This window comes from Ideonella paludis, assembly GCF_018069865.1.
Classification (GTDB): Bacteria; Pseudomonadota; Gammaproteobacteria; order Burkholderiales; family Burkholderiaceae_C; genus Ideonella; species Ideonella paludis.
Genome location: NZ_JAGQDG010000004.1, coordinates 55,263 through 79,428 on the forward strand (window position 1 = coordinate 55,263; position 24,166 = coordinate 79,428).

Here is a 24,166-nt window from a genome sequence, read left to right on the forward strand (position 1 = left end):
CCGCACAATGGCAGCCATGAACGAGCCACCCAAGACCCTCAAGCTGCTGACCCTCTGGTTGCTGCTGGGCACTGTCATTTTTTTAGCCTTTCAATGGTGGCTGCATGAGCGCGCCAAACCCCGCATCCAGTGGAGCCAAGGCCAGGTGACCCTGCAGCGGGCCGCCGATGGCCACTACCACTGGCCAGCCACGCTCAGCGGCCCCAAGGGCCAGCGCGAGGTGGTGTTTTTGATCGACACCGGTGCCACCAGCTCGGTGCTGCCCGGCGACGTGGCCCAAGCCCTGGGCCTGCCCCAGGGCCCGCGCTTTGTGGCGCGCACGGCCTCCGGAGAGGCCGAAGGCTGGCGCAGCACGGTCGATCTGGCCTTGGAAGGCGGCTTCACCCTGGACCGCATGGCCATCTCCGTGCTGCCCAGCCTCTCCGACGCGCCTTTGCTGGGCATGGATGTGCTGGGCCGGCTGCGCCTGGAGCAAGGCCAAGGCGTGATGACGCTGCGCCTGCCGGAGGCCCCGCGTGACTGAGCCTGGCAAGCCCCCCATCGGCCTCGTCGGCATCGGCAATATGGGCTTTGCCCTGCTGCAGCGACTGCGCTCTGAAGGCTGGCCCGTGGTGGTCCACGACATTGACCCGCAACGCTGCAAAGCGGCCAAGGCGCTGGGGGCCACCGTGGCCCGCCACGCCGCTGAAGTCGCCCAGCATTGCCGCCAAACGCTGGTGGTGGTGGTCGATGCCGCGCAAACCGCCGAGGTGCTGTGGGGCGACCACGGCCTGCACACCCAGGCCCGCCCTGGGGATGTGGTGTGGCTCTGCCCCACCCTGGGGCCGCAGGACGTGGAAGACGCCGCGGCGCGCTTGGCCGCCCTGGGCGTCACCGTGATGGATGCACCCATGTCCGGTGGCCCACTGCGAGCCCAACAGGGCGAGATGAGTCTGATGCTGGCCGGGCCCCCCTTCGTGCTGCAAGCCCACGAGGCCTTGCTCAGCACCCTGGCCCGACAACGCTTTGTCATCAGCGACAAAGCCGGTGACGCAGCGCGCACCAAGCTCTTGAACAACTTGCTGGCCGCCATCAACCTGGCCGGTGCGGCCGAAGTCTTGGCCCTGGCCCAGCAGTGGGGGCTGAACGCCCGCCAAACCCTCAGCGTGATCGAGGCCAGCAGCGGCCAAAGCTGGATCGGCAGCGACCGCCTGCGCCGGGCGCTGGACAACGACTTTGCCCCTCGCGCCCACACCACCTTGCTGGCCAAAGACAGCCGCCTGGCCCTAGAGGCCTGCGCCCTGGCAGGCTCGCCCACACCGGGCTTAGGCCAGATGGCCGCTCAGCGCTTTGCCCAGGCCTGTGAGCAGGGCCTGGGCGCCTTGGACGACGCCAGCCTGTTCCTGCAGGCGGGCGGGCAGCCCGAGCCTGCCGCCGCACAGGATGAAGCCGCCGCCCTGCGCGCCTGCACCGAGCTTGCGGCCCACTTGGGGCTGGGCGGCGTGCAGGCCCAGGTGCTGGGCCGCTTTTCCAACCTGGCGGTGGGCCTGCCGCCGCATGGCATGGTGGCCCGCGTAGCCACCGGCACGGCGCGCTGGCGCGCGGCCGAGCAAGCCCAGCACGAGATGGCCGTGGCCCAGGCCTTGGCCCACGCAGGCGCGCCTGCGGTGCGGCCTGCGGTGAGTGCCATCGCTGGCGCACACCGCCATCTGGCTGGGCCGCATGCCTGGGTGTCGCAGGGCCGCACCTGGCACATCAGCCTGTGGCAGCGGGCCGAGGTCTTGACAGCGCAGCCTGAGCCCATCGCCGCCGGCCAAGCCCTGGCCGCCTGCCACGCCGCCTTGGCTCAGGCCAGCCTGCCCCTGCGCGCAGACTGGGGCATGTTTGAGGAAGTGCATCGTCTGCTGGACGACCCCTACTTGCTGCACCAAGGCGCAGCGCCCGACGATGTGGCCCTGGTGCGCCACCTGACCCAAGCCTGCCAGCAGCGCCTGCACGCCCTCTGCCCTGCCCTGCAAGCGCTGCATGGCGATGCCCACCTCAACAATGTCTGGGCCACGCCTCAGGGGCCGCTGTGGGGAGACTGGGAAGACACCATCCATGGCCCCGTGGAGTGGGACGCCGCCTGCCTGGTGGCCGGCGCACGCGTGCTGGGCACCGAGGTGGCTTGGTCCGAGGCGGCACTGCAGGGTTGGTGGCAAGCCCGCGAAGCGCAAGGGGTGGCGCCCAGCGCAGCGCTGCTGGACGAATGCGTGCTGGGCCGCACGCTGTTTGTCACCGCCTGGCTGTGGGCCTTGGGGGCGGCGCAGGCCAACCCCGAGCGGCAGGCGCGGCTGGCGGGGCGCTTGGCGTGGCTCCGGGCTCAGGCGTAAAGCGCAGCGGTCTCGCGCGCCTGCTGCGCCACCAGCTTGGCCAGCCCCGCCGGGGCCAACACCTGCACCTGTGGGCCGTGGCGCAGCAGGTCCATGGCCAGCTCGGTGGGGTCTGTGAACGGCAGCTTCATCTCCAAATGGCCGTCATCCAGCCAGCGCAGGCTTTGCTGGGGGTGCCATTCTTCGGCCGCCACCCACTGCGCGGCCTCGGGCGTGAAGCGCAGCGTCGCGGTCTGCAGCGCCTTGCCCGAGAAAATGCCGTAGCCGCCATCGAGCTCGGCCTGCACGGTTTTGAGGGCCACATCCTTGGCACGAGCCGGTAGCACGCGAACACTGCGCACGGCGTCCAGCGCAAACCGGCGCAGGCCCTCGCTGCGGTGGCACCAGGCATCCAGGTACCAGGTGTTGCGGTAATAGGTGAGCCGCTGCGGTGAGACCTCGCGCTGCGACTCACTGCGGCGCGCCCGGGTGAAGTAAAGCATTTCCAAGCGCTCGCGCTTGAGCAAGGCTGAGCCTACCCGCTCGAACCACTGGCTGGGCACAGGGCGGCGCGCCGGGCTGATGACGCGCACGCGGCGCAGCAACTCGCGGGACTCGCCCTCGCTGGTGCCCAGCATGCCGTGCAGCTTGTCGAGCAAGGGCTGCAAGTGCCGCCCGAGCACGCCCCCAGCGTCCAGCCCCGCAATGAGCTGGTGCATGGTCAAGAGCGCATGGATCTCGGCCTCGTTGAACCACACGCCGGGCAGCTCATGGGTGGTGGCGGTGGCGCTGCTTCCGGCCCCCGCACCGTCGCCAAAGCGGTAGACATTGTCATAACGGTCGTAGACGATGGGGGCATCCATGCGGTCGCGCAGGTATTGCAGGTCGCGCTTGAGCGTGGCGCGCGAGACCTCCAACTCCGCCTGCAAGGCCTCAAACGACACGCCGCCGCGTGACTTGATGAGCAGCTCGATCCGGTAAAAGCGTTCAGTGCGGTCCATGGCCTAGCTTATCGCAGGCTCACGAGATGAGCCTCAACGGAAAACCCTAGTTTCAGCAGCACAGTTTGGCAGGCTCATCCCATGAGCCTATGGCCTTGCACACTGGCTTCCACGCTGCCCCAGACCGGCAGCCACCGCTGCCTTACGGGCCCCTTCTTCGTTGGAGACAAGCATGACCCAAGCCACGCTGCCCTTTGCTGATGACACCCCCACCACCGTTGCACCTTACGCCGCGGACCGCTGCGGCTTTGGCTTGGGCTGGGACCATGCCCGCCACGGCCTGCTGCCGCCGGCCCAGCATTTGCTGCCGCAAAACCCGCTGCGTCAGGGCTGGGAAGCCGGTCGCGCCGCCTTTGGCACGCGCACCCTGGCCGCCACGCCGGCGGTGCAGGCTTGGCTGGACCTGCGCCTGGAGGCTTGGCAGCACGGCCGCCACTTTGAAGAGATCCAGGTCACGCCGCACTACCTGGCCCAACTTTGGGTAGAGCGCTGCCCGATCAGCCGCCGCCCGCTCCAGGCCTTGCAAGGCCTGGGCACGGCCGAATCTGAACACCTTGAGCCCGCCCGCATGGCCCGTCTGCAAGGCGAAGCCGGCTATGCCGCCGGGCATTTGGCCGTGATCAGCCTGCGGGCCGCCCAAGCCATGCAGGGCCGGCGCTGGGACGATGCGCGGCTGATGGCCGTGCTGGCCGCAGCGCGCGAATCCGCGGCAGGCGGTGCCGCGCCAGGCCCTGCAGGCAACAGCGACGACAGCGACGCCCTCAGCAGCTCCGAGTGGGCCCGCCTGGCCACGCTGATGTCTTTCGTCACCCCGCTGCCGCACGAGGTGGCCGCTGCCGTGCCGCTGCGCGTGCTGCCGCCCAACCGCCTGCGCCTGCTCAACCCCATCCAAGGCCTGCAGGTCATCATCACGCGCCAGATTGCGCGGCCCGGCTTTGCGGCCCGCCTGGGCCAATTGGCTGCGCTGCTGCCCAGCCCCAGCTTGCAGCGAGACTTTCACAAGGTGGTGCACGGGCTGCTGCCCCGTGCCTGGGACGGCGGCCGCCCGCTGACCGAAGGCCAATGGCGCGAGCGCCTGGAAGACGCTTGGGCGGACCCACGCCTGATGCGCTGCTGGCAGCGCTTCGCCCTGCAACTCACGGCCGAGCAGGCCGAAGACTTGGTGACCCAAGCCGCGCGCAAAGGCTTGGTGGGCCACACCCAGCAGGTGCAAATCCATGCGCCAGAGCAGGCGACCGAAGGCTGGGCCTTGGAGTCCGGTGGCTATGTGAGCCGTGCTCATCGCAGCAGCCAGCAGGCACCCGCTCGCAGCGGCTTCAAACGGCTGGGCGCGAAGCTGCCCTACAGCGCCACGACTGCAGCCGCCGCCTCTCAGGCATAGGTTTGCAGGTGGCTGCGGCCCGGCTGGTCCAAGTGGGGCAGGCTGTTGAAGCTGATCACCGCATGGCGGCGCGGGGTGCTGTGCAACTCGGTCACCGCACTGTTGCGCAAGCGCAGGTTCAACTCCACCACGCCCTCGGGCGCGGCCTGCAGCACATGCCCCACCGCGTTGGAGATCGGCCCGCCACTGGAGACCACCAGAATGTGCTCGGCGCAAGGTTGCTGGCGCGCCTCGTCCAAGGCCGCCATCACCCCGTCCAAAAAGTCGGCATGTGAAGGCAGGCCGGCCGGCGCCATTTCCCCCTTGATCCAGCCCAGCAAGCCCTGTCGCAGGTGCAAGAAATGTTGGCGCTGTACCTCGGGGCTGTCGCCCGTCGGCAAGGGGCCCGCATGGGCCGCCCGCACGAGGGCCTCTGGGTCGTACTCATTGAGCCCGCTGCGCACCGTGGCTTCAGGTAAGCCACCCAGGCCGGCCGCGATGGCTTCCATGCTCTGGCGATGGCGCTTCAAGCTGCCCATCCACACCGCGTCAAAGCGCAGGCCCATGGCCCGCCAGTGCTGGCCCAGCAGCTCACACTGCTGCGTGCCCAAGGGGCTCAATTGGTCGTAGTCTGCGGCGCCAAATGAGGCTTGGCCGTGTCGCACAAGGTAGATCTTTGCCATGGGGGGATTCTGCGGCTCGGCCGAGGCTTTGGCTGTCACTGCGGAGACGAGCATGCCAACATGAAGCGAAGTGAGGGGGCGCCGCAAAGTGCACCGAAGGTGATGGGAATGCTCGCAACAGGCTCGGGCCTGTTGCTCGGCCCGCTGCTGCGCAGCGTCCAAGACAGTCCACCGGACTGTCTTGAGCGAACCCAGGTGGGTCTCATCCCAAACGCCCACGCCAAACGGCGACGCCCCCAGACCTTGCGGTCTGGGGGCGTCTTCGTTTGGAGCGGGTGATGGGAATCGAACCCACGTATCGAGCTTGGGAAGCTAGCGTTCTACCATTGAACTACACCCGCTGAGATGCAGGCGCGGATTCTAACCGCAAGCACTGGCCCAAAGTGAGTGGCGCTGCATCAGGCGTCGACCAAGGTGTTTGACACTCGGCGCGCGAAGGCCTCAAAGCCTTTCGCGTCTTGCGGGCGGCTGATGAGATAGCCTTGCAGGATCTCGCAGCCTATGTCGCGCAAAAAGGCTTGTTGAGCCTCTGTCTCCACGCCTTCGGCCACCACTTTGATGCCCAAGGAGTGCGCGAGTTGGACGATGGCGCGGACCAGCACTTGGTCGCCCTCTTCACCGGGCAGGTCTTTGACGAAGCTACGGTCGATCTTGAGCTTGGCGGGGCGCAAGTGTTTCAGGTAGGACAGCGAGGAGTAGCCGGTGCCAAAGTCGTCCACCGACAAGGGCAGGCCCAGGGCATGCAGGCGCTCGATGATCAGTTGCGTGGTCTGAATGTCCGTCATCAGCACGCTCTCAGTCAGCTCGATCTCCAGCTCGCCGGGGCGCACGCCCGAGGCCGCAATGGCGGTGGTCAAGGTGTCCAGCAAGCGGTGGTGGCGGAACTCCAGGGCGGACACGTTGACGGCGACGGTGCCCACCTGCAAGCCAGCCTCCTTCCAGCGCGCAATTTGCTGGCAAGCAGACCGAATGGTCCAGGCGCCCAGCTCACTGATCAGGCCGCATTGCTCGGCCGCCGGGATGAAGTGGAAGGGCGACAACAGGCCACGGATCGGATGCTGCCAACGGATCAAGGCCTCGCAACCCAACAAGGCGCCACTGCGCGCATCCACCAGGGGTTGGTAGTGCAGCACAAACTCATTGCGCTCCAGCGCCTGGCGCATCTCGGCCTCTAGCTGCAGGGCGGCTTGGAGCTGATGGTTGAATTCTTCGCGGAAGAAGCTGGTGCGTGAGCCGCCTAAGTTCTTGGCTGCATACATGGCCGTGTCGGCGTAGCTGACCAAGGTTTCATGGTCGCTCGCATCGGCCGGATAGAAGGCCACGCCAATGCTGGCCGAGACGCTGATATCACCCACCGGCAGATGCACCGGCATCTCCAGCTCTTTGAGCACGCGGTCGGCGGTGGCACTGACCTGGTCCCACTGGCTGGCGTCATGCAGCAGCACGGTGAACTCGTCGCCACTGAGGCGCGCCACCACGTCGGATGAACGCACGACGGCGCGCAGGCGCTTGGCCAAAGTCATCAACAGCGCATCTCCCGCCGCATGGCCGTAGGTGTCGTTGACAGGCTTGAAGCGATCCAGGTCGATGAACAGCAAGGCCAGGCACTTACCGTCGCGGTGGGCGGCGGCCACCGAGGCACGCGCCAGCTCGGTGAACAAGGCCCGGTTAGGCAGGTCGGTGAGCGTGTCTTGCAAGGCCATGCGTTGCAGCTCGGCCTTCTGGCCTTCCAACTGGTCGAACAGCTCGGCCACTTGCGTGTGAACGTCGTTGAGGTGGCTGCCCAGCTCGCCAAGTTCATCGCGGCGGTTCCACTCGGTCGGCACCACGGTGCCGCGGGACGCCATCTGGCTGGCTTGCTGCTTCAAGCGCTGAATCGGGCCCAAGAGGCGGCGGGTCAGAATCACCACCAACACCAGCCCGCTCAGCAAGACCTGTAGGGCGGCAAGCTGGATGGTGCCGGTGCGGCGCTCTGCTAGGGCATGTTCAATCTGCTGCGGGTCGAACCAAATCTCCAGCTCGCCCAGGCGCTCGCCTTCGTGCAGGACCTCGGCCCTGTACAGCACCCCTTGGCCCACCACGGCGCCGGTCTTGCTCAGTTCCACCGGCTTGCTCAAAGGGCGGTTCTCGGTCAGGCGCAGGCTGTTGACCGAGGGCTCCATCAGTCCGCGCTGAAGGCGGTAGAGCATGGCTGATTCGTCCATGGTCCACAGGGGCGTGACCAAATCAGCCGTCATCAAGCCCAACACCGCTTGGCGGTTCTGGGCGACCAGCGGCTCCTGGGCTTGCCGTGTCCAGCGCTCTTCCATCTTCCACAAGGCGACGGTGGGGATGATCACAGCCAGGGCGATACCGATGATCACCGACGCGCGGATGGAGAGCGTGGGCCAGCGGCGAGCTTCAGGCATGGCGCGCCAGCCATTCAATGCAGCCGTCCATCTGCGGGGTGGCACGGTCGGCTTGAGGATGGTTGATCAGGGCCGTCACCACCACCACATGGCCTGAGCGAGTCTTGATGTAGCCGGCCAAGGCACGGGTATCCAGCAGCGTGCCGGTCTTGAGATAGGCCTGGCCCTGGGCCGCCCCGCCGCGCAGGCGATGCTGCATCGTACCGTCCACCCCGGCCAAGGGCAAAGAGCTGAGCAAGGCCATGCCCTGCGGGTGATAGGCAAAGCGCTCCAGCAGGCTGGCCAAGGCACGCGGCTTGGCACGCTCCTGGCGTGAGAGGCCTGAGCCCGAATCGACCTCAATGTCGCCCCGCGCCAAGCCCTGTTGCGCCAGCCATTGCTGCAGGCGGCGCTGGGCACCGGCCAAGGTCGCCGCCTGGCTGGGAAAGCCCGGCGACATGGCCAGCATGAGGTGGCGGGCGGCCAAGTTGTCGCTGGTTTTGTTGATGTCGCGCAGCAGCGCCGGCAGGCGCTCAGACTGGTGCACCGAGAAGAGCTTGGGGGCGCGGGGCGCAGCGGGCTGGTCCAGCACCGAGCCGGTCAGGCGCCCACCGGCCCGGGCCCAGGCGTGTGCGACGGCCATGCGCGCCACTTGGCCGGGCGGCAGCACCGCCTCCACCGTCATGGGCCCACAGGCAGCCGCCCATTCGCCGTGCAGTTGTAGTCGGGGGGCGGCTTCAGGGCGGCTCTCATCGCGCGCCCACTGTGGCACCGGTTGGCAGGCACGCTGGCCCGCGAACGCGGTAGCCACTTTGGACCCCGCCAGGGTGGCCTGCGGGCGTCCATCGGCGTCGGCTTTGAGGCTGACGCGCACCCGGCCTTGGTCGATCATCAGCGCATCGGGCCACAAATGGTGCGGTCGGCTGGCAGAGGGCGTGGGCGTGAAGGCATGGTCCTTGGCCGTCAGCGCAAAAGCACGGCGGTCCAGCACCAGATGGCCTTGGATGCGGTGCAGGCCTTGGGCGCGCCATTGCGCCATCCAGGCTTGGAGGCTGTCGTGGTCCAGCGTGGCATCGCCGCCCCCCACCAGCCACAGGTCGCCCCACAAGGTGCCGTCGCGCAGCTCACCGTCCAAATAGGCGGCGGTGCGCCAGCGGAACTCTGGCCCCAAGACATCGAGGGCCGCCATCGAGGTCACCAGCTTGGCGGTGGAGGCCATCTGAAAGGGCTGCTCGGCGTTGATGGCCACCAAGGGCTGGGCCTGCCCCACCACACGCGCATACAGGCCCACGCTGCTGGCCGGCAAGCCACAGCGCTCGGGCAGGGTTTGCAGCGTGTCGCCCACTGCAGCCACGCTGCTGCCCACAGGCCAGCACAGACTTGCAGCCAAGGCCGACAAGCACTGGCGTCGGCTGACCTGCCCCAAGGCATCAGGATGGGCTGGGGCACAATCCGGAACACTTTTCCACATCCCTGCAGCATGGGGCCAAGCGCTGCGGCGCAAGCGCCGAAGGTAAGCCTGCTTCCCCTGCCAGATATGCGTTTGCACGCCAGCATGACCACCCCCACCTCCGCCGACTCAGCCGCTTCCACCTCTGATTCAAGCAGCGAGGCGCCCACCAGCAAGCCGCAACGCAGCATCCGCAGCTATGTGGTGCGCGCGGGCCGCATGGGCACCGGCCAGCAAAAAGCCCTGGCCGAGTTGAGCCCGCGATTTGTGCTGCCCTATCAGGCCCAAGCGCAGGACTGGGCCGCCAGCTTTGGCCGGCAGGCCCCTCTGGTCTTGGAGATTGGCTTTGGCATGGGGGCCGCCACGGCCCAAATTGCCGCACTGCGCCCCGACACCGACTTTGTGGGCGTGGAGGTGCACACACCGGGCGTGGGCGCCTTGCTCAAGCGCATCGGCGAAGAAGGCTTGAGCAATCTGCGCATCATTCAGCATGACGCCGTGCAGGTGCTGGAGCACATGGTGCAGCCGGGTTCCCTGGCCGGTGTGCATGTGTTCTTTCCCGACCCTTGGCACAAGAAAAAGCACAACAAGCGCCGCTTGATTCAACCACCGCTGGTGGCCCTGTTGGCCTCGCGTCTGGCACCGGGTGGCGTGTTGCACTGCGCCACCGACTGGCAGCCCTATGCCGAGCAAATGCTGGAGGTGCTGTCCGCTGAGGGCCAGCTACAGAATACCGCCGAGGGTTATGCGCCGCGCCCCGACTATCGCCCTCTGACCAAGTTCGAGGCCCGTGGCCTCAAGCTGGGCCACGGGGTCTGGGACTTGGTGTTCAAAAAGGTCTGAGGCCGAGCCTCCCGCTCAGGCCTTCCACTCCACCCAGCCGGTGAAGGCGGTCAGCAACACCAGACCGCCAAAAACGATGCGGTACCAGGCGAAGATGGTGAAGTCATGCGTGGCGACGTAACGGATCAGCCAGCGGATGCACACCAAGGCGCTGAGAAAGGCAAACACGGTGCCCACCGCGAACAGTGGCCAGTCGCTGAATTGCAAATCCTGGCGCTGCTTGATCAGTGAATAGGCGCCCGCCCCGATCAGAGTGGGGATGCCCAAGAAGAAGCTGAACTCGGTGGCCGCTTTGCGCGAGAAGCCAAACAACATGGCGCCAATGATGGTGGCGCCCGAGCGGCTGGTGCCCGGGATCAGGGCCGCACATTGCACCAAGCCCACTTTGAGGGCATCCATCACGGTCATGTCGTCCACGGTTTCGACGCGCGCGCGGCGGCTGCCTTCCAGGTCCATCACACCGAATTTGTCGCGGTGGCGGCGTTCAACCCAGAGGATGATCAGACCGCCGACCACAAAGGACAGCGCCACGGGCACCGGATGAAACAGTTTGGCCTTGATGGCTGAGCCCAGCGCCAAGCCGAGCACCACCGCAGGGATGAAGGCCACCAGCACATTGAGTGCAAAACGCTGCGCCTGCACCTCGGAGCGCAAGCCCTTGATCGTGCCGAACACCCGCTCACGGTATTCCCAAATCACGGCGATCATGGCGCCGGTTTGAATGGCAATCTCGAACACCTTGGCGGTGGGGCCGGTGAAGTCCAGCAGGGAGCCGGCCAAGATCAAGTGACCGGTCGAAGAGATGGGCAAGAACTCGGTCAAGCCTTCCACCACCCCGAGGATGGCGGCCTTGAGCAAAAGAATCAGATCCACAGTGGTGTCCGCAGGGCAGCAAAGCCGCCCATGATAGCGGGCGCTGCTGGCGGCTTAAGCTCTGGGCACGGCCAGCAACTCCAGCCCTTGCGGCTGAATGCGCACCTGGGGCGGGGCATAGCCGGCATCGGTCAAGCGCTGCCAGTCGCTGTCTTTGAAGGTGTAGATGCTCAAGTCTTCCAGCACGCGCTCCACCAGCAGGCCGCCCAGGCGCTGACCCTGCAAGCGGCTGGGCCAGCGCCCGGCGTCCTCCAGGCCGTCCACTGCCCAGTCATGAACTTTCACTTGGCGCATCCTCAGGCTGCGGTCTTCTGGCCGAACCGCCAAGGCGGTGCTCAGGCGAAGACGACCTTGCAAGCGCGTGGTGAACAAGCGGTCCCGCAGCGCCACACCCAAGCCCAGCTCGAGCCGGTTGTCTTCAGGCAGCAGGCGAACTTTCGGGTGGCTCACCTCCACATCCAGCCACTCCATCAGGCGCTTGTCCACCGGAAAGCGCCGGGCCAGCAGTGCTGCGAGTTCGTCCTCGCTGTAGACCACCCGACGCGGCCCCAACACGCTGGCACAAGCGCCCAACAGACTGCCAGAGACCAGCGCCACCCCTCCCAGCACCCTACGACGAGTTATAGCCATGTCATTCGCAACTGCATTGAACAGCAGGTGCAACGCGGGCGGGGGCCTTGCGGCTGACAGGGCCTTGCGCCATATCACTTTGCGAGCCTGAGGGCCGGTGTTAGCATTACTGACCGATCAGTCATTAAGATGTCCGCAGCCACCACCGCCCGTCAACGCCGCAAAGACGCTCGCCCGCAAGAACTGCTGGACGCGGCGCTGGAGTTGTTCGTCGAAAAAGGCTTTGCCGCGACGCGCTCTGAAGAAGTGGCCGTGCGCGCTGGCGTCTCCAAGGGCACGCTCTACCTGTATTACCCCAGCAAAGAAGAGTTGCTGAAGGCCGTGATCCAGCAGGCTTTGGCAGCCAAGATTGCCGAAGGGCGGGCGATGGCCCAAGGCCTGCAAGGCTCGCCCGGTGACAAGCTTTTGACCGTGCTGCCGCACTGGTGGGGCGAGGTCTATCGCAGCCCGGCTTCCGGCGTGTTCAAGCTGGTGATCACCGAGATGTGCAACTTTCCGGAGCTCGCACAGTTCTATGCCCGGGAAGTGATTGAGCCCGGCAGCGCCTTGGTGGCTGAGCAATTGGAAGCCGGCATGGCCTGCGGTGAATTCAGACGCCATGACGTGAGGTCCACCGTCTACTCCATCGTGATGCCGCTGATCATGCTGTGCCTGCACAAGCACTCGCTGGGCGCTTGCGGCATGGTCGAGCCCATGCTGGCAGACCCTGACCCCTTCATACGCCACCACGTCGCTTTGGTGCTGGACGGCTTGCGCCACCGGCCCGACGCGACGGGCGCACCCCACACTTCTCCTACACCCATCTGAGCATGGCCATTTCACGTCGCACTGTTGTCGTCTCAGTCCTTGCGCTGGCCGTGGCCGGCGGGCTGGTGTGGATGAAGCGAGCCCGCACGGCCCCAGAGGCTGCTGCCGCCCCCGGGCCCCAAGCCGCCGCCTCGGCCCCGGCTGCCCTGCTGCTGACCCCGCAAGATGTGTGGGCGGTGCGCAGCACCGAGCTCCAGCGCCATATTGAGATCTCAGGGCCACTGAGGGCGGTGACCACTGCCATGGTCAAGGCCAAGGTGGCGGGCGAGCTCAAAAGCCTGACCGTGCGCGAAGGCGACACGGTGCGGGCCGGGCAGGTGCTGGGCCAGATCGACACCACCGAGCTGGAGTGGCGTCTTCGCCAAGCCGAGCAACAGGCCGAAGCGGCCAAAGCCCAGGCCGACGTGGCCGAGCGCACCCTGGCCAATAACCGCGCCTTGGTCAGCCAGGGCTTTATCTCGCCCACGGCGCTGGATACCTCTCAAGCCAATGCCAACGGCGCACGCGCCACGCTTCAAGCCGCCCAAGCCGCGTCGGCCCTGGCCCGCAAATCGCTGGGCGACGCGACCTTGGTGTCGCCCATCAACGGCTTGGTCTCGCAACGCTTGGCCCAGCCGGGCGAGCGCGTGGCCTTGGATGCCCGGGTGCTGGAAGTGGTGGACCTGACCCGTTTGGAGCTGGAAGCCGCGCTGCCTCCCCAAGCCGTGGCTCAAGTTCGGGTGGGTGCCAGCGCGATGCTGCAGTTCGAAGGATTGGCCGAGCCGGTGAGCGCCCAGGTGGTGCGCATCAACCCCAGCGCCAGCAGCGGCACCCGCACGGTCGCGGCCTATCTCAGCGTCGCCCCTCACCCCAGCTTGCGCCAGGGCCTGTTTGCCACCGGCCGCATCACCCTGCCCGGCGCCACCAGCGTGGTGGTGCCCAGCAGTGCGGTACGGCTGGATCTGCCCGAGCCCAGCGTGTTGGTGCTGGAGGGCGATCGCGCCGTACAACGCAAAGTCACATTGGGCGCCACCGGTGAAGCCCAGGGCTTGGCGGTGACGGAGGTGCTCAGCGGCGTGAAGACCGGTGACTGGGTGCTGACCGCGCAAGCCGGTGCCGTGCGCAGCGGCACCTTGGTGCAGCGGCCAGCCGCCAGCGCGTCCTCTTCCCGCTGAGCGCGCAAGACCATGTGGTTCACCCGCGTCTCGATTGCCAACCCCGTCATGGCCGTGATGGTCATGCTGGCCTTTGTGGTCCTGGGCGGCTTTTCGCTGCAAAAGCTCAAGGTCGACCAGTTCCCCAATATCGACTTTCCCACCGTGGTGGTGTCGGTGGCCTACCCTGGCGCCTCGGCCGAGGTGGTGGAAAACGAAATCACCATCAAGGTCGAAGAGGCCGTCAACACCATTGCCGGCATCAGCCAGCTTTACTCGCGCAGCTATGAAGGCACCGCCGTCATCATTGTTCAGTTCAATCTGGACATGGACGGGCGCAAAGCCGCCGACGATGTGCGCGAGAAAGTGGCCCAGATCCGCGCCGCCCTGCCCGAGGACGTCGACGAGCCCAAGATTTCGCGCTTTGACCCCGCCTCGCGACCCATCTGGACCCTGGCCCTGACCAGCCCTGACAACAGCCGCAGCCCCGCAGAGCTGACCGCCTTTGGCGACCAAGTCATCAAGAAGCGATTGGAGAACGTGCGCGGCGTGGGCTCTGTCACCTTGGTGGGCGGTGCCAAGCGCGAGATCAACATCTATCTCAAGCCCCAAGCCTTGGAGGCCTGGGGCCTCTCCGCCGACTTGGTGATGACCGCCGTGCGCAATGAAACGCGCAATCTGCCGGCGGGCACGCTGCGCAATGCCGCCAATGAGCGCATTGTTCAGATCGACGGCCGCTTCACCACCCCGCAAGCCATGAAGCAGCTCATCGTCGCGCGGCGCGGCGGACAGCCAGTGCGGCTGGGCCAAGTGGCGGACGTGGTGGACGGCCCGCAAGAAACCGACAGCCTAGCGCTCTACAACGGCCAGCGCATGTTGGCGATGGAGGTGCTCAAGGCCCAGGGCGAGAACACCATCGATGTGGTCGATGGATTGATGCGTGCGGCTGAAGAGCTCAAGCCCCGCTTGCCGCCGGGCATGAGTGTGGAGGTGGTGCGCGACAACTCACGGCCCATCCGGGTCTCGGTCAATAACGTGCGCCGCACCCTGATCGAAGGCGCCCTGCTGACCGTGGGCATCGTCTTTTTGTTCCTCAACTCCTGGCGCTCCACGCTGATCACCGGGTTGACGCTGCCCATTGCGTTGGTGGGCACCTTTTTGTTCATGCAGATCTTCGGCTTCTCCATCAATATGGTGACGCTGATGGCCCTGTCGCTGTGCGTGGGCTTGCTGATCGACGACGCCATCGTGGTGCGAGAAAACATCGTGCGCCATGTGCAGATGGGCAAGTCGCCGCGCGATGCGGCGCTGGAAGGCACCTCGGAAATTGGCTTGGCAGTGCTGGCCACCACGCTGTCCATCGTCGCTGTGTTCCTGCCCATTGGCTTCATGGGCGGCATCATCGGCAAGTTCTTCCACGAGTTCGGCATCACCATCGTGGCGGCCGTGCTGATCTCGATGTTTGTGAGCTTCACGCTGGACCCCATGCTGTCCTCCGTCTGGCACGACCCCGCCATCGACCGCGAAGGCCAACCCTTCGAGCCCAAGGGCTGGTATGACCACACTTTGGGCCGCCTGACGCACGGCGTGGACCAATGGTCGCGCCGCTTGGCGTCGGGTTATGAAGCGCTGCTGGATTGGTCACTGCAGCACAAACTGGTCACCATGCTGGTGGCCATCAGCACGCTGGTGGCCTCGGTGGTGATGGTGCGGTTCTTGGGCACCGAGTTCGTGCCCAAGGCGGATTTCTCCGAAACCTCCGTCACCTTCTACACCCCTGTCGGCAGCAGCCTGGAAGTGACGCAACAACGCACCGCCCAGGTGGACCAGATCCTGCGCGCCATGCCCGAGGTGCGCTACACCTTGGCCACCATCAACACCGGCTCTGCTCAAGGTCATAACCAGGTCAGCATCTACGTGCGCTTGGTCGACAGGCACTCGCGCAGCCGCTCGGCCGACGCGATGTCGGCGCCGCTGCGCGCACAGCTCGCCCAAGTGCCCGGCATCACCGTCACCCATGTGGGCCTGCTGGACGCCGTGGGCGGCAACAAGCCCATCTCGGTGTCGCTGCAAGGGCCTGATTTGAATGAGTTGAAGCGCTTGTCGCAACTTGCCTCCGAACAGCTGCGCGCCATCCCCGGGCTCTCGGACCTGGACACCAGCATGAAGCCCGAGAAGCCCACCGTGGCGGTCGAGGTCAAACGCGATGCCGCTTCGGATGTGGGCTTGTCGGTGGGCGCCATCACCAACCATCTGCGGGCCCTGATCGCGGGCAACACCGTCAGCACCTGGCGGGCGCCCGATGGCCAGAACTACGATGTCAAGGTGCGGCTCAGCCCCGGGTCCCGTCAAGACAGCCCGGATTTGCAGCGCATTGCCTTGCTGGCCGGCACCAACGCCGATGGCTCGCCCAAGCTCGTGGCGCTCAGCCAGGTCGCCGAGCTGCGCGACGCCACTCTGCCTAACCAGATCAACCGCCGCGATCTGAATCGCGAAGTGGAGTTCACCGCCAACACCACCGGCCGCGCCTTGGGGGAGGTGACGGCAGACATGAAGAAGGCACTGCAGGCCATGCCGCTTCCGCCGGGCTATCAGTTTCGCTTTGGGGGGGCGAGCAAGGACATGCAGGAGTCCTTCATCTACGCCGTCTCGGCACTGGCCATGGGTGTGATTTTCATCTACATGATTTTGGCCAGCCAGTTCAAGAGCTTCTTGCAGCCCATCGCGCTGATGAGCTCCCTGCCTCTGACCCTGATTGGCGTGGTGGGCGCACTGCTCTTGTGGCGCTCGACCCTCAATATGTTCTCCATCATCGGCGTGGTGATGCTGATGGGCCTGGTGACCAAGAACGCCATCTTGCTGCTGGACTTCGCCATTCGCCTGCGCGAGCAAGGCGTCGAGCGCACCTCCGCCCTGCTGCAGGCAGCCCATGTGCGGCTGCGGCCTATCTTGATGACCACCCTGGCCATGGTCTTTGGCATGGTGCCACTGGCTTTTGCCCTGACCGAGGGCTCTGAGCAGCGCGCTCCCATGGGCCAAGCCGTGATTGGCGGCGTCATCACCTCCTCTATCCTGACCCTGGTGGTGGTGCCGGTGATTTACTGCGCCCTGGATGACCTTAAGCAGTGGGTGTCGCGCAAGTGGGGTGGTGGCGCTGTCAGCACAAATGGGGGCGAAGCCGCCTAAAATCGCGGGTTTTCCTGAACCCGTCCGCAGACAGCCCCCGAGGATTCGCCATGAACATCGAACAAGCCCGCTTCAACATGATTGAGCAGCAAATCCGCCCCTGGGATGTGCTGGATGGCGCCGTGCTGAGCCTGCTGGCCGCCGTGCGCCGCGAGGACTTCGTGCCCACCGCCATGAAGGCCCTGGCCTTTGTGGACACCGAAGTGCCGCTGGGCGAGGGCCAAGTGATGCTGGCGCCCCGCGTCGAAGCCCGCATGCTGCAAGAGCTGAAGGTGCAGCGCCATGAAACCGTGCTGGAAGTCGGCACGGGCTCCGGCTTTGTGGCCGCCCTCTTGGGCCACCGCGCCCAGCGCGTCATCAGCCTGGAGTGCCGCCCAACGCTGGCCGCCCAAGCCCGCGCCAACCTGCAGCGCGCTGGCCTGTCTAACGTCGAAGTGCGCGAGCAATGCGGCAGCACCGGATTGGCCGAGGAAGGCCCGTTTGACGCCGTCATGCTGTCGGGCTCGGTGCCTTCGGTGCCCAAGGCGCTGCTGGACCAGCTCAAGGTGGGTGGCCGCCTGATCGCCATTGAGGGCCATGAACCTGTGATGTGCGCGGTGCTCTATACCCGCCAATCCGAGCAAGCCGTCTCCCGCGAGGAGTTGTTTGACACCGTGGCCCAGCGCCTCGACGGCTTCCCAGAGCCGACCCGCTTTACCTTCTGATGAATGCCCTGCACGTCCAAGAACTGATTCCTTTTCTGGAAGCGCAAGCAGCCCGAACACCGGTGCTGTTGGACGTGCGTGAAGCCTGGGAAGTGGCCCTCGCCCCCTTGGCGGTGCCGGGGGTGAGCACGCTGCACGTTCCCATGGGCGAGATCCCCGCGCGTTTGGCTCAGGTGCCTGCCACGCAGCCCATCATCGCTTTCTGTCATCACGGCATGCGCAGCGCGCAGGTCGTCGCATTCCTGTCGCAGCACGGCTACCCTGAGGTGTACAACCTCGCCGGTGGCACGCACGCTTGGTCTACCCTGGTGGACCCGAGCGTGCCGTGCTATTGATTTCATGCACAAAAGCCACAAGCTTTATTGCCCAGAGACGACGCCATCATGCACACCGAGGACCTCTCCATGACGCCATCGCGCCACTTCCCCCACCCTGCCCCCCGTCGCGCCTTGAGCGTGGCCATTGCCATGGGCCTGCTCGGCCTGAGTGCCGGAGCTTCGGCTCAAAGCCTCTCAGAGCTCTATGAGGCTGCCCGCAATTACGACGCCACTTACCTGGGTGCTCGGGCGCAAGCGGAGTCTGCCGTTTATCGGGCTGAGCAAGCCAAGGCCCTGAACCGGCCCGCGGCCAGCCTGACAGCCACCGCCAATGTGGTGAAGGCGGATGCACAGTCCACCACAACCACCACCAACCCACAGGGCACCACGGTCTCGTCCACAGACACCGATGTCGGCACGCGCGAAACCAAAGTGGCGCTACAGGCTCAACAGTCGCTGTACAACCCTGCCAACGCGGCCACGATTGCCCAGGCCGAACGAGCCCTGGCTGTCTCCCAGGCCCAGTTGAAGGCGGCTGAGCAAGACCTGATCGTGCGACTGTCACAAGCCTACTTTGATGTCTTGGCCGCCAAAGATGTGCTGAGCACGGTGCAGGCCAGCAAGAAGGCCATCTCAGAGCAGTTGGCCTCGGCCAAGCGCAATTTTGAGGTGGGCACCGCCACCATCACCGACACCCGTGAAGCCCAAGCCAAATTCGACTTGGCCACTGCCCAAGAGCTGGCGGCGGACAACGACCTGCGGGTCAAGCTGCTGGCCTTGGAGCAACAGGTCGGCAAGACCGGCGTGAACCCCCGCCCGCTGGCCGCACCAGTGGTGCTGCCCCCGCTGCAACCGAGCTTGGTGGATGAATGGCTGAGCCGCGCTGAAGACAACAGCACCGCCGTCGCCCAAAGCCGCCTGAGCCTGGATGTGGCCAAGCTGGAGACCGAGAAGGCCCGTGCTGGCCACTTGCCCACCTTGAGCCTGGGTGCCAGCTACAGCCGCACCTACCCGGGCGGCTCAACCGACTCCACCACCAACGGCACGGTGTTCAGCAACAGCCGTGCTGGCAACAGCGGCTCAGCGGCCATCGGCCTGACCCTCAATGTGCCGCTCTTCTCGGGCCACTCCGTGCAGAACCGCATCAAGGAGACCTTGTCGCTGGAGGACAAAGCTCGCAATGACCTGGAAGGCGCCCGCCGCGCGATAGCCCAAGGCACGCGCAGCGCGTTTTACGGTGTGCAGTCCGGCCAAGCCCAGGTCAAGGCCTTGGAGGCTGCCGAGAGCTCCAGCAAGCTGGCCCTGGAGGCCACGCAACTCGGCTACAAGGTGGGCGTGCGAGTGAACTTGGACGTCCTCAACGCTCAAACCCAGCTCTATCAAACCCAGCGCGACCTGGCGCGTGCCCGCTATGACGTGGTGATGGGCAGCTTGAAGCTGCGCCAAGTGACCGGCACGCTGACGGCGGGTGACGTCGAGGCGATCAACGCCCTGCTGGCGCGCTGATCAAGGGCCCCAACTGCTGCGCCATGCGCGCAGCAGCGCCCGTGTGCTGGGCCGTGAACGCCAAAGCAGCCGCCTGTGCCTGCTGCCTTAAAGCGGGGTCGGCCAGCACGCGGCCCACTTGCTGCATGGCGCTGGGCGCATCGGCCACCTGCCAGGCCGCACCGGCAGCCAGTGCCAGCGTGGTGGCCTCGGCAAAGTTGAAGGTGGAGGGCCCCAGCACCATGGGGCACCCACAAGCCAGAGACTCAATCAGGTTGTGGCCACCCAAGGGCGCAAAGCTGCCACCCAAGAGAGACACCTGCGCCATGCCGTAGTAACGGGCCATCTCGCCCAAGGAGTCTCCCACCACCACCTGAGCCTGCAAGGCTTGCTCGGGCAAAGCCCCGCCCTGCCAGTCTGAGCGCCGCCACAGGCTGCGACCTTGGGCCTGCACCAGCGCCGCCACCTCGTCAAAGCGCTGCGGGTGCCGCGGCACCAGCGCCAGCATCATGCCTGCAGCATGGTGCTCGGGCAGGCTGGCCAGCCAGGCTTGCCACGCGGCCAGCAGCAGGGCTTCCTCGCCATCGCGCGTGTTGGCGGCCACGACGACCCGACGGCCGGCTGTGGCCCACTGGGCTTGCCATTGCCCGCCCAAAGCCAGCTCAGCCGGATCCGGCTGCAGCTCATATTTCAGGTTACCCGCCACGACGACGCGGTCGACACCTGCTGCGCGCAGGCGCTGGGCATCGTCTTCGCTTTGAGCCAGCGCGAGGTGGAGAGCCCGCGCAGCAGGCCGCAGCAGCAACGCCAAGCGCTGGCCTTTGCGGGCACTGCGCTCGGACAAGCGTGCATTGGCCAAGACCATGGGCGCCTGCGCCTGGGCCGCGGCATGCAACAGCGAGGGCCAGATTTCGGTTTCCATCAGCACACCGACTTGCGGCCGCCAATGCGCCATGAAGCGGCGCGTGGCCCCCGGCGTGTCCCAAGGCAGCCACGTCTGGGCATCGCCCGGCTGGAGCAAGGCCAGGCCGGCTTCGCGACCGGTGGCCGTGCCATGGGTCAGCAGCAGCGGCACGCCAGGGTGCTGCTGGCGCAGCGCAGCGATCAGGGCCGCAGCCGCCTTGGTCTCGCCCAAGGAGACGGCATGCACCCATATCGGCCGCTGCGGCTGCGCCGGGCCATAGACCCAGCCCAGGCGTTGAAGCAGGGCTTGTCGGTAGCCGGGCTCGGCACGCCCCCGCCACCAAAGCTTGAGCAGATAGACCGGTGTGAGCAGCCCCAGCACCGCCGCCCACGTCCCGCGGGCGAGCACCTCACGCCAGCTCGTCATGCTGGGCTACTCAGGCGCGGGGGCTCAGTGTGCCGCTGCAGCGAACTGCGCATCCGGCTTGACCTGACGCAGCGCCGACATCATGTCGTGCTCAATGCGCTCCAGGGCCTCTTGGGTTTGGCCTTCAAAGCGAATGACCAGCACCGGCGTGGTGTTCGAGGCGCGCACCAGGCCAAAGCCGTCGGCCCAATCCGCGCGCAAGCCGTCCGTCGTGCAAATTTCAGCCCCAGGGAATTGCGCCACTTCCAGCAGCTTGGCAATGACTTGGTGCGGCTCGCCCTCGGCGCAGGGCACGTTCAGCTCCGGTGTGCTGAAGCTGGTAGGCAAGGCATTGAGCACCGCACTCGGGTCGGCCGAGCGGGAGAGGATCTCCAACAAGCGCGCAGCCGTATACATGGCATCGTCAAAGCCATACCAGCGCTCAGAGAAGAAGATGTGGCCGCTCATCTCGCCAGCAATCGGGGCGCCGGTCTCTTTGAGCTTGGCCTTGACCAGCGAGTGGCCAGTCTTCCACATCAGGGGCACGCCGCCGGCGGCACGGATGTCCGGCGCCAAGCGCTGGCTGCACTTCACGTCATAAATGATGGTGCCGCCCTTGACCCGAGTCAGGATGTCGCGGGCAAACAGCATCAGTTGGCGGTCTGGGTAGATGATCTGGCCGTCTTTGGTGACCACGCCCAGGCGGTCGCCATCACCGTCAAAGGCCAGGCCCAGCTCGGCGCCAGTGGCATGCACCACCTTGATGAGGTCGGCCAGGTTCTCGGGCTTGGACGGGTCGGGGTGGTGGTTGGGAAAGTCGCCGTCCACCGTGGAGTAAAGGTCGATGACCTCGCAGCCCAAGGCCTTGAGGATGGCCGGGCCGGTGGCGCCGGGAATGCCATTGCCCGAATCGACCACGATCTTCATGGGCCGCTTGAGCTTGCAGTCTTTGACGATGCGGTGGGTGTACTCAGGCACGATGTCCATGGCAGCGATGCGGCCCTGCCCTTGGGCATAGTCCTCCGCTTCAATGCGACGGCGCAGGCCCTGGATCTCTTCGCCATAAATCGCGCGGCCCGCCAGCACCATCTTGAAGCCGTTGTAATCCTTGGGGTTGTGGCTGCCTGTCACCTGGATGCCACTCTGGCAGCGGTGCTTTTTGCGGGTGGCCGCCACGTAATAGACCATGGGGGTGGTGACTGCACCCAAGTCCACCACATCCAGGCCGCAATCCGCCAAGCCGCGCATCAGCGCCGCAGCCAAGCCGGGGCCCGACAAGCGCCCATCACGGCCCACCACCACCGCCTTTTCGCCTGCCGCGCGGGCCTCGGTGCCAAAGGCACGGCCCAGGTGATAAGCCAAGTCCTCGTCGAGCGTCTTGCCGACGATGCCGCGAATGTCATAGGCCTTGAAGATGGAGGAGCTGACTTGCATGGTCTGTAGAAGGGCCGTGCGGCCACAGTGCGAGGAGGATGCCGGCATTGTAGAGAGGTACCTTGCCGTAACCTTGACCTGTGCATCCCCACGGTTGGGGTCTTGCCATTCGTCGCTTGCGCTGTCGATTGGTCGCAGCACAGCCGTTTGGCCCGTGGCCTCTTCCTACACTGTGTCCATTCACCAGCCCCACCAACCGGACGGCTCACACCATGACCCTCTCTGCCGATGTCCTCAAGCGCTCGTGGCGCGCCACTTACAACCTCAGCTTAGAGCCTGCGGGGCCTGCTTGGCTGCCCTGGCTCTGGTCCACCTTGCTGGCAGTGCCCTGGGCCTTGGCCTTCACGGTGGCCGGCTTTGCGCTCTATGCCAAGCCTGAACACTGGGGCAGCCCGGCGTTTTGGTGGTTCGCCTTCAGCCGCAACTTTGTGATCGCTTTGTCCGTGACGACAGTGATCCACGGCCTATTTGCGCTCGGCATCGCTTACTTTGGCCGCCCCGCCATCCGCAAATGGACCTTGGGGCGTCAGCGGCTGTTCTTCATCACCATCCCCATCTTGGGCGTGATGATCGGCTGGGTCATCGGCTTTTGGCTGATCCAGGGCCAGCTGCTCAAGCTCAGTCCCAATGCCTGGGCGGGCTTTGGCCTGCTGACAGTGCTGGGCATGTTGGCCTCGAACGCCTATTACAGCAGCCAGGCCCGCGCCGAGATCGCAGAGCGCCGCGCCGCCGAAGCGCAGTTGCGGCTCTTGCAAGGCCAGATCGAGCCCCACTTCTTGTTCAACACCCTGGCCCATGTGCAAACCTTGATCGAGGTGGAGCCCGCGCGCGCCCAACACATGCTGGAGGCTTTTGTGGCCTATTTGCGCAGCAGCTTTGGCAGCCTGCGCTCGCCCCAGCAAACCCTGGGGCAGGAAGTCGCCTTGATCCAAGCCTATCTGCAGGTCTTGGCCCTGCGCATGGAAGACCGGCTGCAATGGCAGATCGATGTGCCACCCGATCTGGCGACATGGCCCCTGCCGCCCCTGCTGCTGCAACCCCTGGTGGAGAACGCCATCACCCATGGCCTGGAGCCCAAGATCGACGGCGGGCGCATCACCTTGCAAGCGCGTCGTGACAGTACCCAGCTCATCCTGACCGTCACCGACACTGGCTTGGGCCTGAGCCACGCCAAGCCCAGCACCCAAGGCCAAGGCTCGGCACTGGCCAATATCCGCGCCCGGCTGAGGGAGCAATGGGGCGCCAAGGCTAAACTGAGCCTGTCAGACGCCACGGGTGGTGGTACCGTCGCCCGCCTTGTGCTGCCACTGGAGGCCTGATGACTTTTCCGACTGCCCTGATCGCCGACGACGAGCCTGCGCTGGCGCGTCACCTTCAAGCCCAACTGACCAAGCTGTGGCCCGAGCTGCAGATCGTTTGCGTCGCCCGCCATGGCCTGGAGGCCGCGGAGCAAATCGCAGCCCTGCAGCCTGACCTGGCCTTCCTCGATATCCGCATGCCCGGCTTGACGGGCCTGGAGGTGGCTCAAGGCATTGAAGGCCTGACGCGCGTGGTCTTTGTGACCGCCTACGACGAGTTCGCCGTGCAGGCATTTGAGGCCGCGGCGCTGGACTACCTGCTCAAACCGGTCACCACAGAGCGGCTCACCCGCACCATCGATCGCCTCAGAGCCGCCTTGGCCACGCCCTCAGAGCCGCAGGCCGACTTGGCCCAAGCGCTGCACCAGTTACAGCGGCCCGCCACGCCTGCAGCCCCCAAACTGCGATGGGTGCGCGCCAGCCAGGGCGAGCTGACGCACCAAATCCCCGTCGAAGAGGTGCTGTTCTTTCAGGCAGACGACAAATACACCTGCGTGCAGACCGCGCACAAGGAATACCTGATCCGCACCCCCATTGCCGAGCTGGTGGCTCAACTCGACGGCGAACTGTTCTGGCAGGTCCATCGCAGCACGGTGATCAACCTCGCCCACCTAGAGGGCACCCGCCGCGACGAAGCCAGCCGCCTGTGGCTGCGCCTGCGCGGCCATGCCAGCGAGTTGCCCGTCAGCCGGGCTTATGTTCATTTGTTCAAGGCCATGTGAGCACCCCCAAGGGCCGGGCCTTGCCCGTCCCGCCCCCCGAGGGGGGCGCAAGAAAACTTGGGGCGGCCCGGCGTTTCTTGTGAGTCTGCTGGCGCTTCAGCGCATGTCCGAAAACGGCCAATTCCGCTGAAGGCTGCGGCCTATCATGGCACCC

At 66.0% G+C, this 24,166-nt stretch carries 20 protein-coding genes and 1 tRNA gene; 12 read left to right on the top strand and 9 right to left on the bottom strand.

Features of this window, described 5'->3' with window-relative positions:
• Window positions 1–16: 16 nt before the first annotated feature.
• Together KAK11_RS10655 and KAK11_RS10660 are read left to right on the top strand one after the other, a co-directional pair.
• A complete protein-coding gene (locus KAK11_RS10655; protein WP_210809086.1) occupies window positions 17–523 on the top strand; it encodes a retropepsin-like aspartic protease family protein in 507 nt (168 codons plus the stop codon).
• Complete coding sequence (locus KAK11_RS10660) at window positions 516–2,351, top strand: NAD(P)-binding domain-containing protein (RefSeq protein WP_310737786.1); 1,836 nt, start codon at window positions 516–518, stop codon at window positions 2,349–2,351. Before KAK11_RS10655 ends, KAK11_RS10660 begins: the two co-directional genes overlap by 8 nt.
• Here the strand turns inward: KAK11_RS10660 and KAK11_RS10665 are convergent.
• Complete coding sequence (locus KAK11_RS10665; RefSeq protein ID WP_210809088.1) at window positions 2,342–3,331, bottom strand: helix-turn-helix transcriptional regulator; 990 nt, start codon at window positions 3,329–3,331, stop codon at window positions 2,342–2,344. The two genes, KAK11_RS10660 and KAK11_RS10665, sit on opposite strands and share 10 nt — an antisense overlap.
• Before the next feature lie 172 nt (window positions 3,332–3,503).
• Here KAK11_RS10665 and KAK11_RS10670 point away from each other — a divergent pair, with 172 nt between their 5' ends.
• The gene (locus KAK11_RS10670) at window positions 3,504–4,712 is read left to right on the top strand and encodes a hypothetical protein (RefSeq protein ID WP_210809090.1); all 1,209 of its coding nucleotides are present in this window, start codon (window positions 3,504–3,506) and stop codon (window positions 4,710–4,712) included.
• On the opposite strand, the gene KAK11_RS10675 is transcribed toward KAK11_RS10670, so the two are convergent.
• The 4 genes from KAK11_RS10675 to dacB all read right to left on the bottom strand — a co-directional run bounded on the left by KAK11_RS10675 (window position 4,703) and on the right by dacB (window position 9,232).
• Window positions 4,703–5,374, bottom strand: a complete 672-nt coding sequence (locus KAK11_RS10675) for a histidine phosphatase family protein (protein WP_210809092.1) — start codon at window positions 5,372–5,374, stop codon at window positions 4,703–4,705. The genes KAK11_RS10670 and KAK11_RS10675 overlap by 10 nt on opposite strands.
• Window positions 5,375–5,641: 267 nt before the next feature.
• Window positions 5,642–5,715: transfer RNA gene (locus tag KAK11_RS10680), tRNA-Gly, on the bottom strand.
• A 57-nt stretch (window positions 5,716–5,772) separates the two neighbouring features.
• Complete coding sequence (locus tag KAK11_RS10685; RefSeq protein ID WP_210809093.1) at window positions 5,773–7,782, bottom strand: putative bifunctional diguanylate cyclase/phosphodiesterase; 2,010 nt, start codon at window positions 7,780–7,782, stop codon at window positions 5,773–5,775.
• Window positions 7,775–9,232: a D-alanyl-D-alanine carboxypeptidase/D-alanyl-D-alanine endopeptidase gene (dacB, locus tag KAK11_RS10690; protein WP_210809094.1), complete on the bottom strand. Its 1,458-nt coding sequence runs from the start codon at window positions 9,230–9,232 to the stop codon at window positions 7,775–7,777. The genes KAK11_RS10685 and dacB overlap by 8 nt, the downstream gene beginning before the upstream one ends.
• 198 nt (window positions 9,233–9,430) lie before the next feature.
• Between dacB and trmB the strand changes: the two genes are divergently transcribed.
• A complete protein-coding gene (gene trmB, locus KAK11_RS10695; protein WP_246498876.1) occupies window positions 9,431–10,054 on the top strand; it encodes a tRNA (guanosine(46)-N7)-methyltransferase TrmB in 624 nt (207 codons plus the stop codon).
• Between the two features lie 15 nt (window positions 10,055–10,069).
• Here trmB and KAK11_RS10700 read toward each other — a convergent pair whose 3' ends face one another.
• A complete protein-coding gene (locus tag KAK11_RS10700; RefSeq protein WP_210809097.1) occupies window positions 10,070–10,927 on the bottom strand; it encodes an undecaprenyl-diphosphate phosphatase in 858 nt (285 codons plus the stop codon).
• Window positions 10,928–10,981: 54 nt separating this feature from the next.
• Complete coding sequence (locus KAK11_RS10705; RefSeq protein ID WP_210809099.1) at window positions 10,982–11,557, bottom strand: YceB family lipoprotein; 576 nt, start codon at window positions 11,555–11,557, stop codon at window positions 10,982–10,984.
• A gap of 129 nt (window positions 11,558–11,686) precedes the next feature.
• On the opposite strand from KAK11_RS10705, the gene KAK11_RS10710 reads away from it, so the two are divergent.
• The 6 genes from KAK11_RS10710 to KAK11_RS10735 are packed head-to-tail and all read left to right on the top strand — an operon-like array spanning window position 11,687 to window position 19,210.
• Entirely contained in the window at window positions 11,687–12,364 is a 678-nt protein-coding gene (locus KAK11_RS10710) for a TetR/AcrR family transcriptional regulator (protein ID WP_210809100.1), read from the top strand.
• Between the two features lie 2 nt (window positions 12,365–12,366).
• Entirely contained in the window at window positions 12,367–13,518 is a 1,152-nt protein-coding gene (locus KAK11_RS10715; protein ID WP_246498816.1) for an efflux RND transporter periplasmic adaptor subunit, read from the top strand.
• Between the two features lie 12 nt (window positions 13,519–13,530).
• A complete protein-coding gene (locus tag KAK11_RS10720) occupies window positions 13,531–16,683 on the top strand; it encodes an efflux RND transporter permease subunit (protein WP_210809102.1) in 3,153 nt (1,050 codons plus the stop codon).
• Between the two features lie 50 nt (window positions 16,684–16,733).
• Window positions 16,734–17,387, top strand: a complete 654-nt coding sequence (locus KAK11_RS10725) for a protein-L-isoaspartate O-methyltransferase family protein (RefSeq protein WP_210809103.1) — start codon at window positions 16,734–16,736, stop codon at window positions 17,385–17,387.
• Window positions 17,387–17,722, top strand: a complete 336-nt coding sequence (locus tag KAK11_RS10730) for a rhodanese-like domain-containing protein (RefSeq protein ID WP_210809104.1) — start codon at window positions 17,387–17,389, stop codon at window positions 17,720–17,722. Before KAK11_RS10725 ends, KAK11_RS10730 begins: the two co-directional genes overlap by 1 nt.
• Before the next feature lie 48 nt (window positions 17,723–17,770).
• Complete coding sequence (locus tag KAK11_RS10735; RefSeq protein ID WP_246498818.1) at window positions 17,771–19,210, top strand: TolC family outer membrane protein; 1,440 nt, start codon at window positions 17,771–17,773, stop codon at window positions 19,208–19,210.
• Here KAK11_RS10735 and KAK11_RS10740 read toward each other — a convergent pair.
• Both KAK11_RS10740 and KAK11_RS10745 read right to left on the bottom strand, forming a co-directional pair.
• Window positions 19,188–20,519, bottom strand: a complete 1,332-nt coding sequence (locus KAK11_RS10740; protein ID WP_210809106.1) for a 3-deoxy-D-manno-octulosonic acid transferase — start codon at window positions 20,517–20,519, stop codon at window positions 19,188–19,190. The two genes, KAK11_RS10735 and KAK11_RS10740, sit on opposite strands and share 23 nt — an antisense overlap.
• 24 nt (window positions 20,520–20,543) lie before the next feature.
• Window positions 20,544–21,932: a phosphomannomutase/phosphoglucomutase gene (locus KAK11_RS10745; protein WP_210809108.1), complete on the bottom strand. Its 1,389-nt coding sequence runs from the start codon at window positions 21,930–21,932 to the stop codon at window positions 20,544–20,546.
• 212 nt (window positions 21,933–22,144) lie between these two features.
• Between KAK11_RS10745 and KAK11_RS10750 the strand changes: the two genes are divergently transcribed.
• Entirely contained in the window at window positions 22,145–23,251 is a 1,107-nt protein-coding gene (locus KAK11_RS10750; RefSeq protein ID WP_210809110.1) for a sensor histidine kinase, read from the top strand.
• A complete protein-coding gene (locus tag KAK11_RS10755) occupies window positions 23,251–24,012 on the top strand; it encodes a LytR/AlgR family response regulator transcription factor (protein WP_210809112.1) in 762 nt (253 codons plus the stop codon). The genes KAK11_RS10750 and KAK11_RS10755 overlap by 1 nt, the downstream gene beginning before the upstream one ends.
• Window positions 24,013–24,166: the final 154 nt, after the last annotated feature.

Excerpts from the sequence above, each read along its gene's own strand:
- KAK11_RS10655 (WP_210809086.1), top strand. The coding sequence starts at position 17 with ATGAACGAGCCACCCAAGACCCTCAAGCTGCTGACCCTCTGGTTGCTG.
- KAK11_RS10665 (WP_210809088.1), bottom strand. The coding sequence starts at position 3,331 with ATGGACCGCACTGAACGCTTTTACCGGATCGAGCTGCTCATCAAGTCA.
- KAK11_RS10670 (WP_210809090.1), top strand. The coding sequence starts at position 3,504 with ATGACCCAAGCCACGCTGCCCTTTGCTGATGACACCCCCACCACCGTT.
- KAK11_RS10675 (WP_210809092.1), bottom strand. The coding sequence starts at position 5,374 with ATGGCAAAGATCTACCTTGTGCGACACGGCCAAGCCTCATTTGGCGCC.
- KAK11_RS10685 (WP_210809093.1), bottom strand. The coding sequence starts at position 7,782 with ATGCCTGAAGCTCGCCGCTGGCCCACGCTCTCCATCCGCGCGTCGGTG.
- dacB (WP_210809094.1), bottom strand. The coding sequence starts at position 9,232 with ATGTGGAAAAGTGTTCCGGATTGTGCCCCAGCCCATCCTGATGCCTTG.
- trmB (WP_246498876.1), top strand. The coding sequence starts at position 9,431 with ATGGGCACCGGCCAGCAAAAAGCCCTGGCCGAGTTGAGCCCGCGATTT.
- KAK11_RS10705 (WP_210809099.1), bottom strand. The coding sequence starts at position 11,557 with ATGGCTATAACTCGTCGTAGGGTGCTGGGAGGGGTGGCGCTGGTCTCT.
- KAK11_RS10710 (WP_210809100.1), top strand. The coding sequence starts at position 11,687 with ATGTCCGCAGCCACCACCGCCCGTCAACGCCGCAAAGACGCTCGCCCG.
- KAK11_RS10715 (WP_246498816.1), top strand. The coding sequence starts at position 12,367 with ATGGCCATTTCACGTCGCACTGTTGTCGTCTCAGTCCTTGCGCTGGCC.
- KAK11_RS10720 (WP_210809102.1), top strand. The coding sequence starts at position 13,531 with ATGTGGTTCACCCGCGTCTCGATTGCCAACCCCGTCATGGCCGTGATG.
- KAK11_RS10725 (WP_210809103.1), top strand. The coding sequence starts at position 16,734 with ATGAACATCGAACAAGCCCGCTTCAACATGATTGAGCAGCAAATCCGC.
- KAK11_RS10730 (WP_210809104.1), top strand. The coding sequence starts at position 17,387 with ATGAATGCCCTGCACGTCCAAGAACTGATTCCTTTTCTGGAAGCGCAA.
- KAK11_RS10735 (WP_246498818.1), top strand. The coding sequence starts at position 17,771 with ATGCACACCGAGGACCTCTCCATGACGCCATCGCGCCACTTCCCCCAC.
- KAK11_RS10740 (WP_210809106.1), bottom strand. The coding sequence starts at position 20,519 with ATGACGAGCTGGCGTGAGGTGCTCGCCCGCGGGACGTGGGCGGCGGTG.
- KAK11_RS10745 (WP_210809108.1), bottom strand. The coding sequence starts at position 21,932 with ATGCAAGTCAGCTCCTCCATCTTCAAGGCCTATGACATTCGCGGCATC.
- KAK11_RS10750 (WP_210809110.1), top strand. The coding sequence starts at position 22,145 with ATGACCCTCTCTGCCGATGTCCTCAAGCGCTCGTGGCGCGCCACTTAC.
- KAK11_RS10755 (WP_210809112.1), top strand. The coding sequence starts at position 23,251 with ATGACTTTTCCGACTGCCCTGATCGCCGACGACGAGCCTGCGCTGGCG.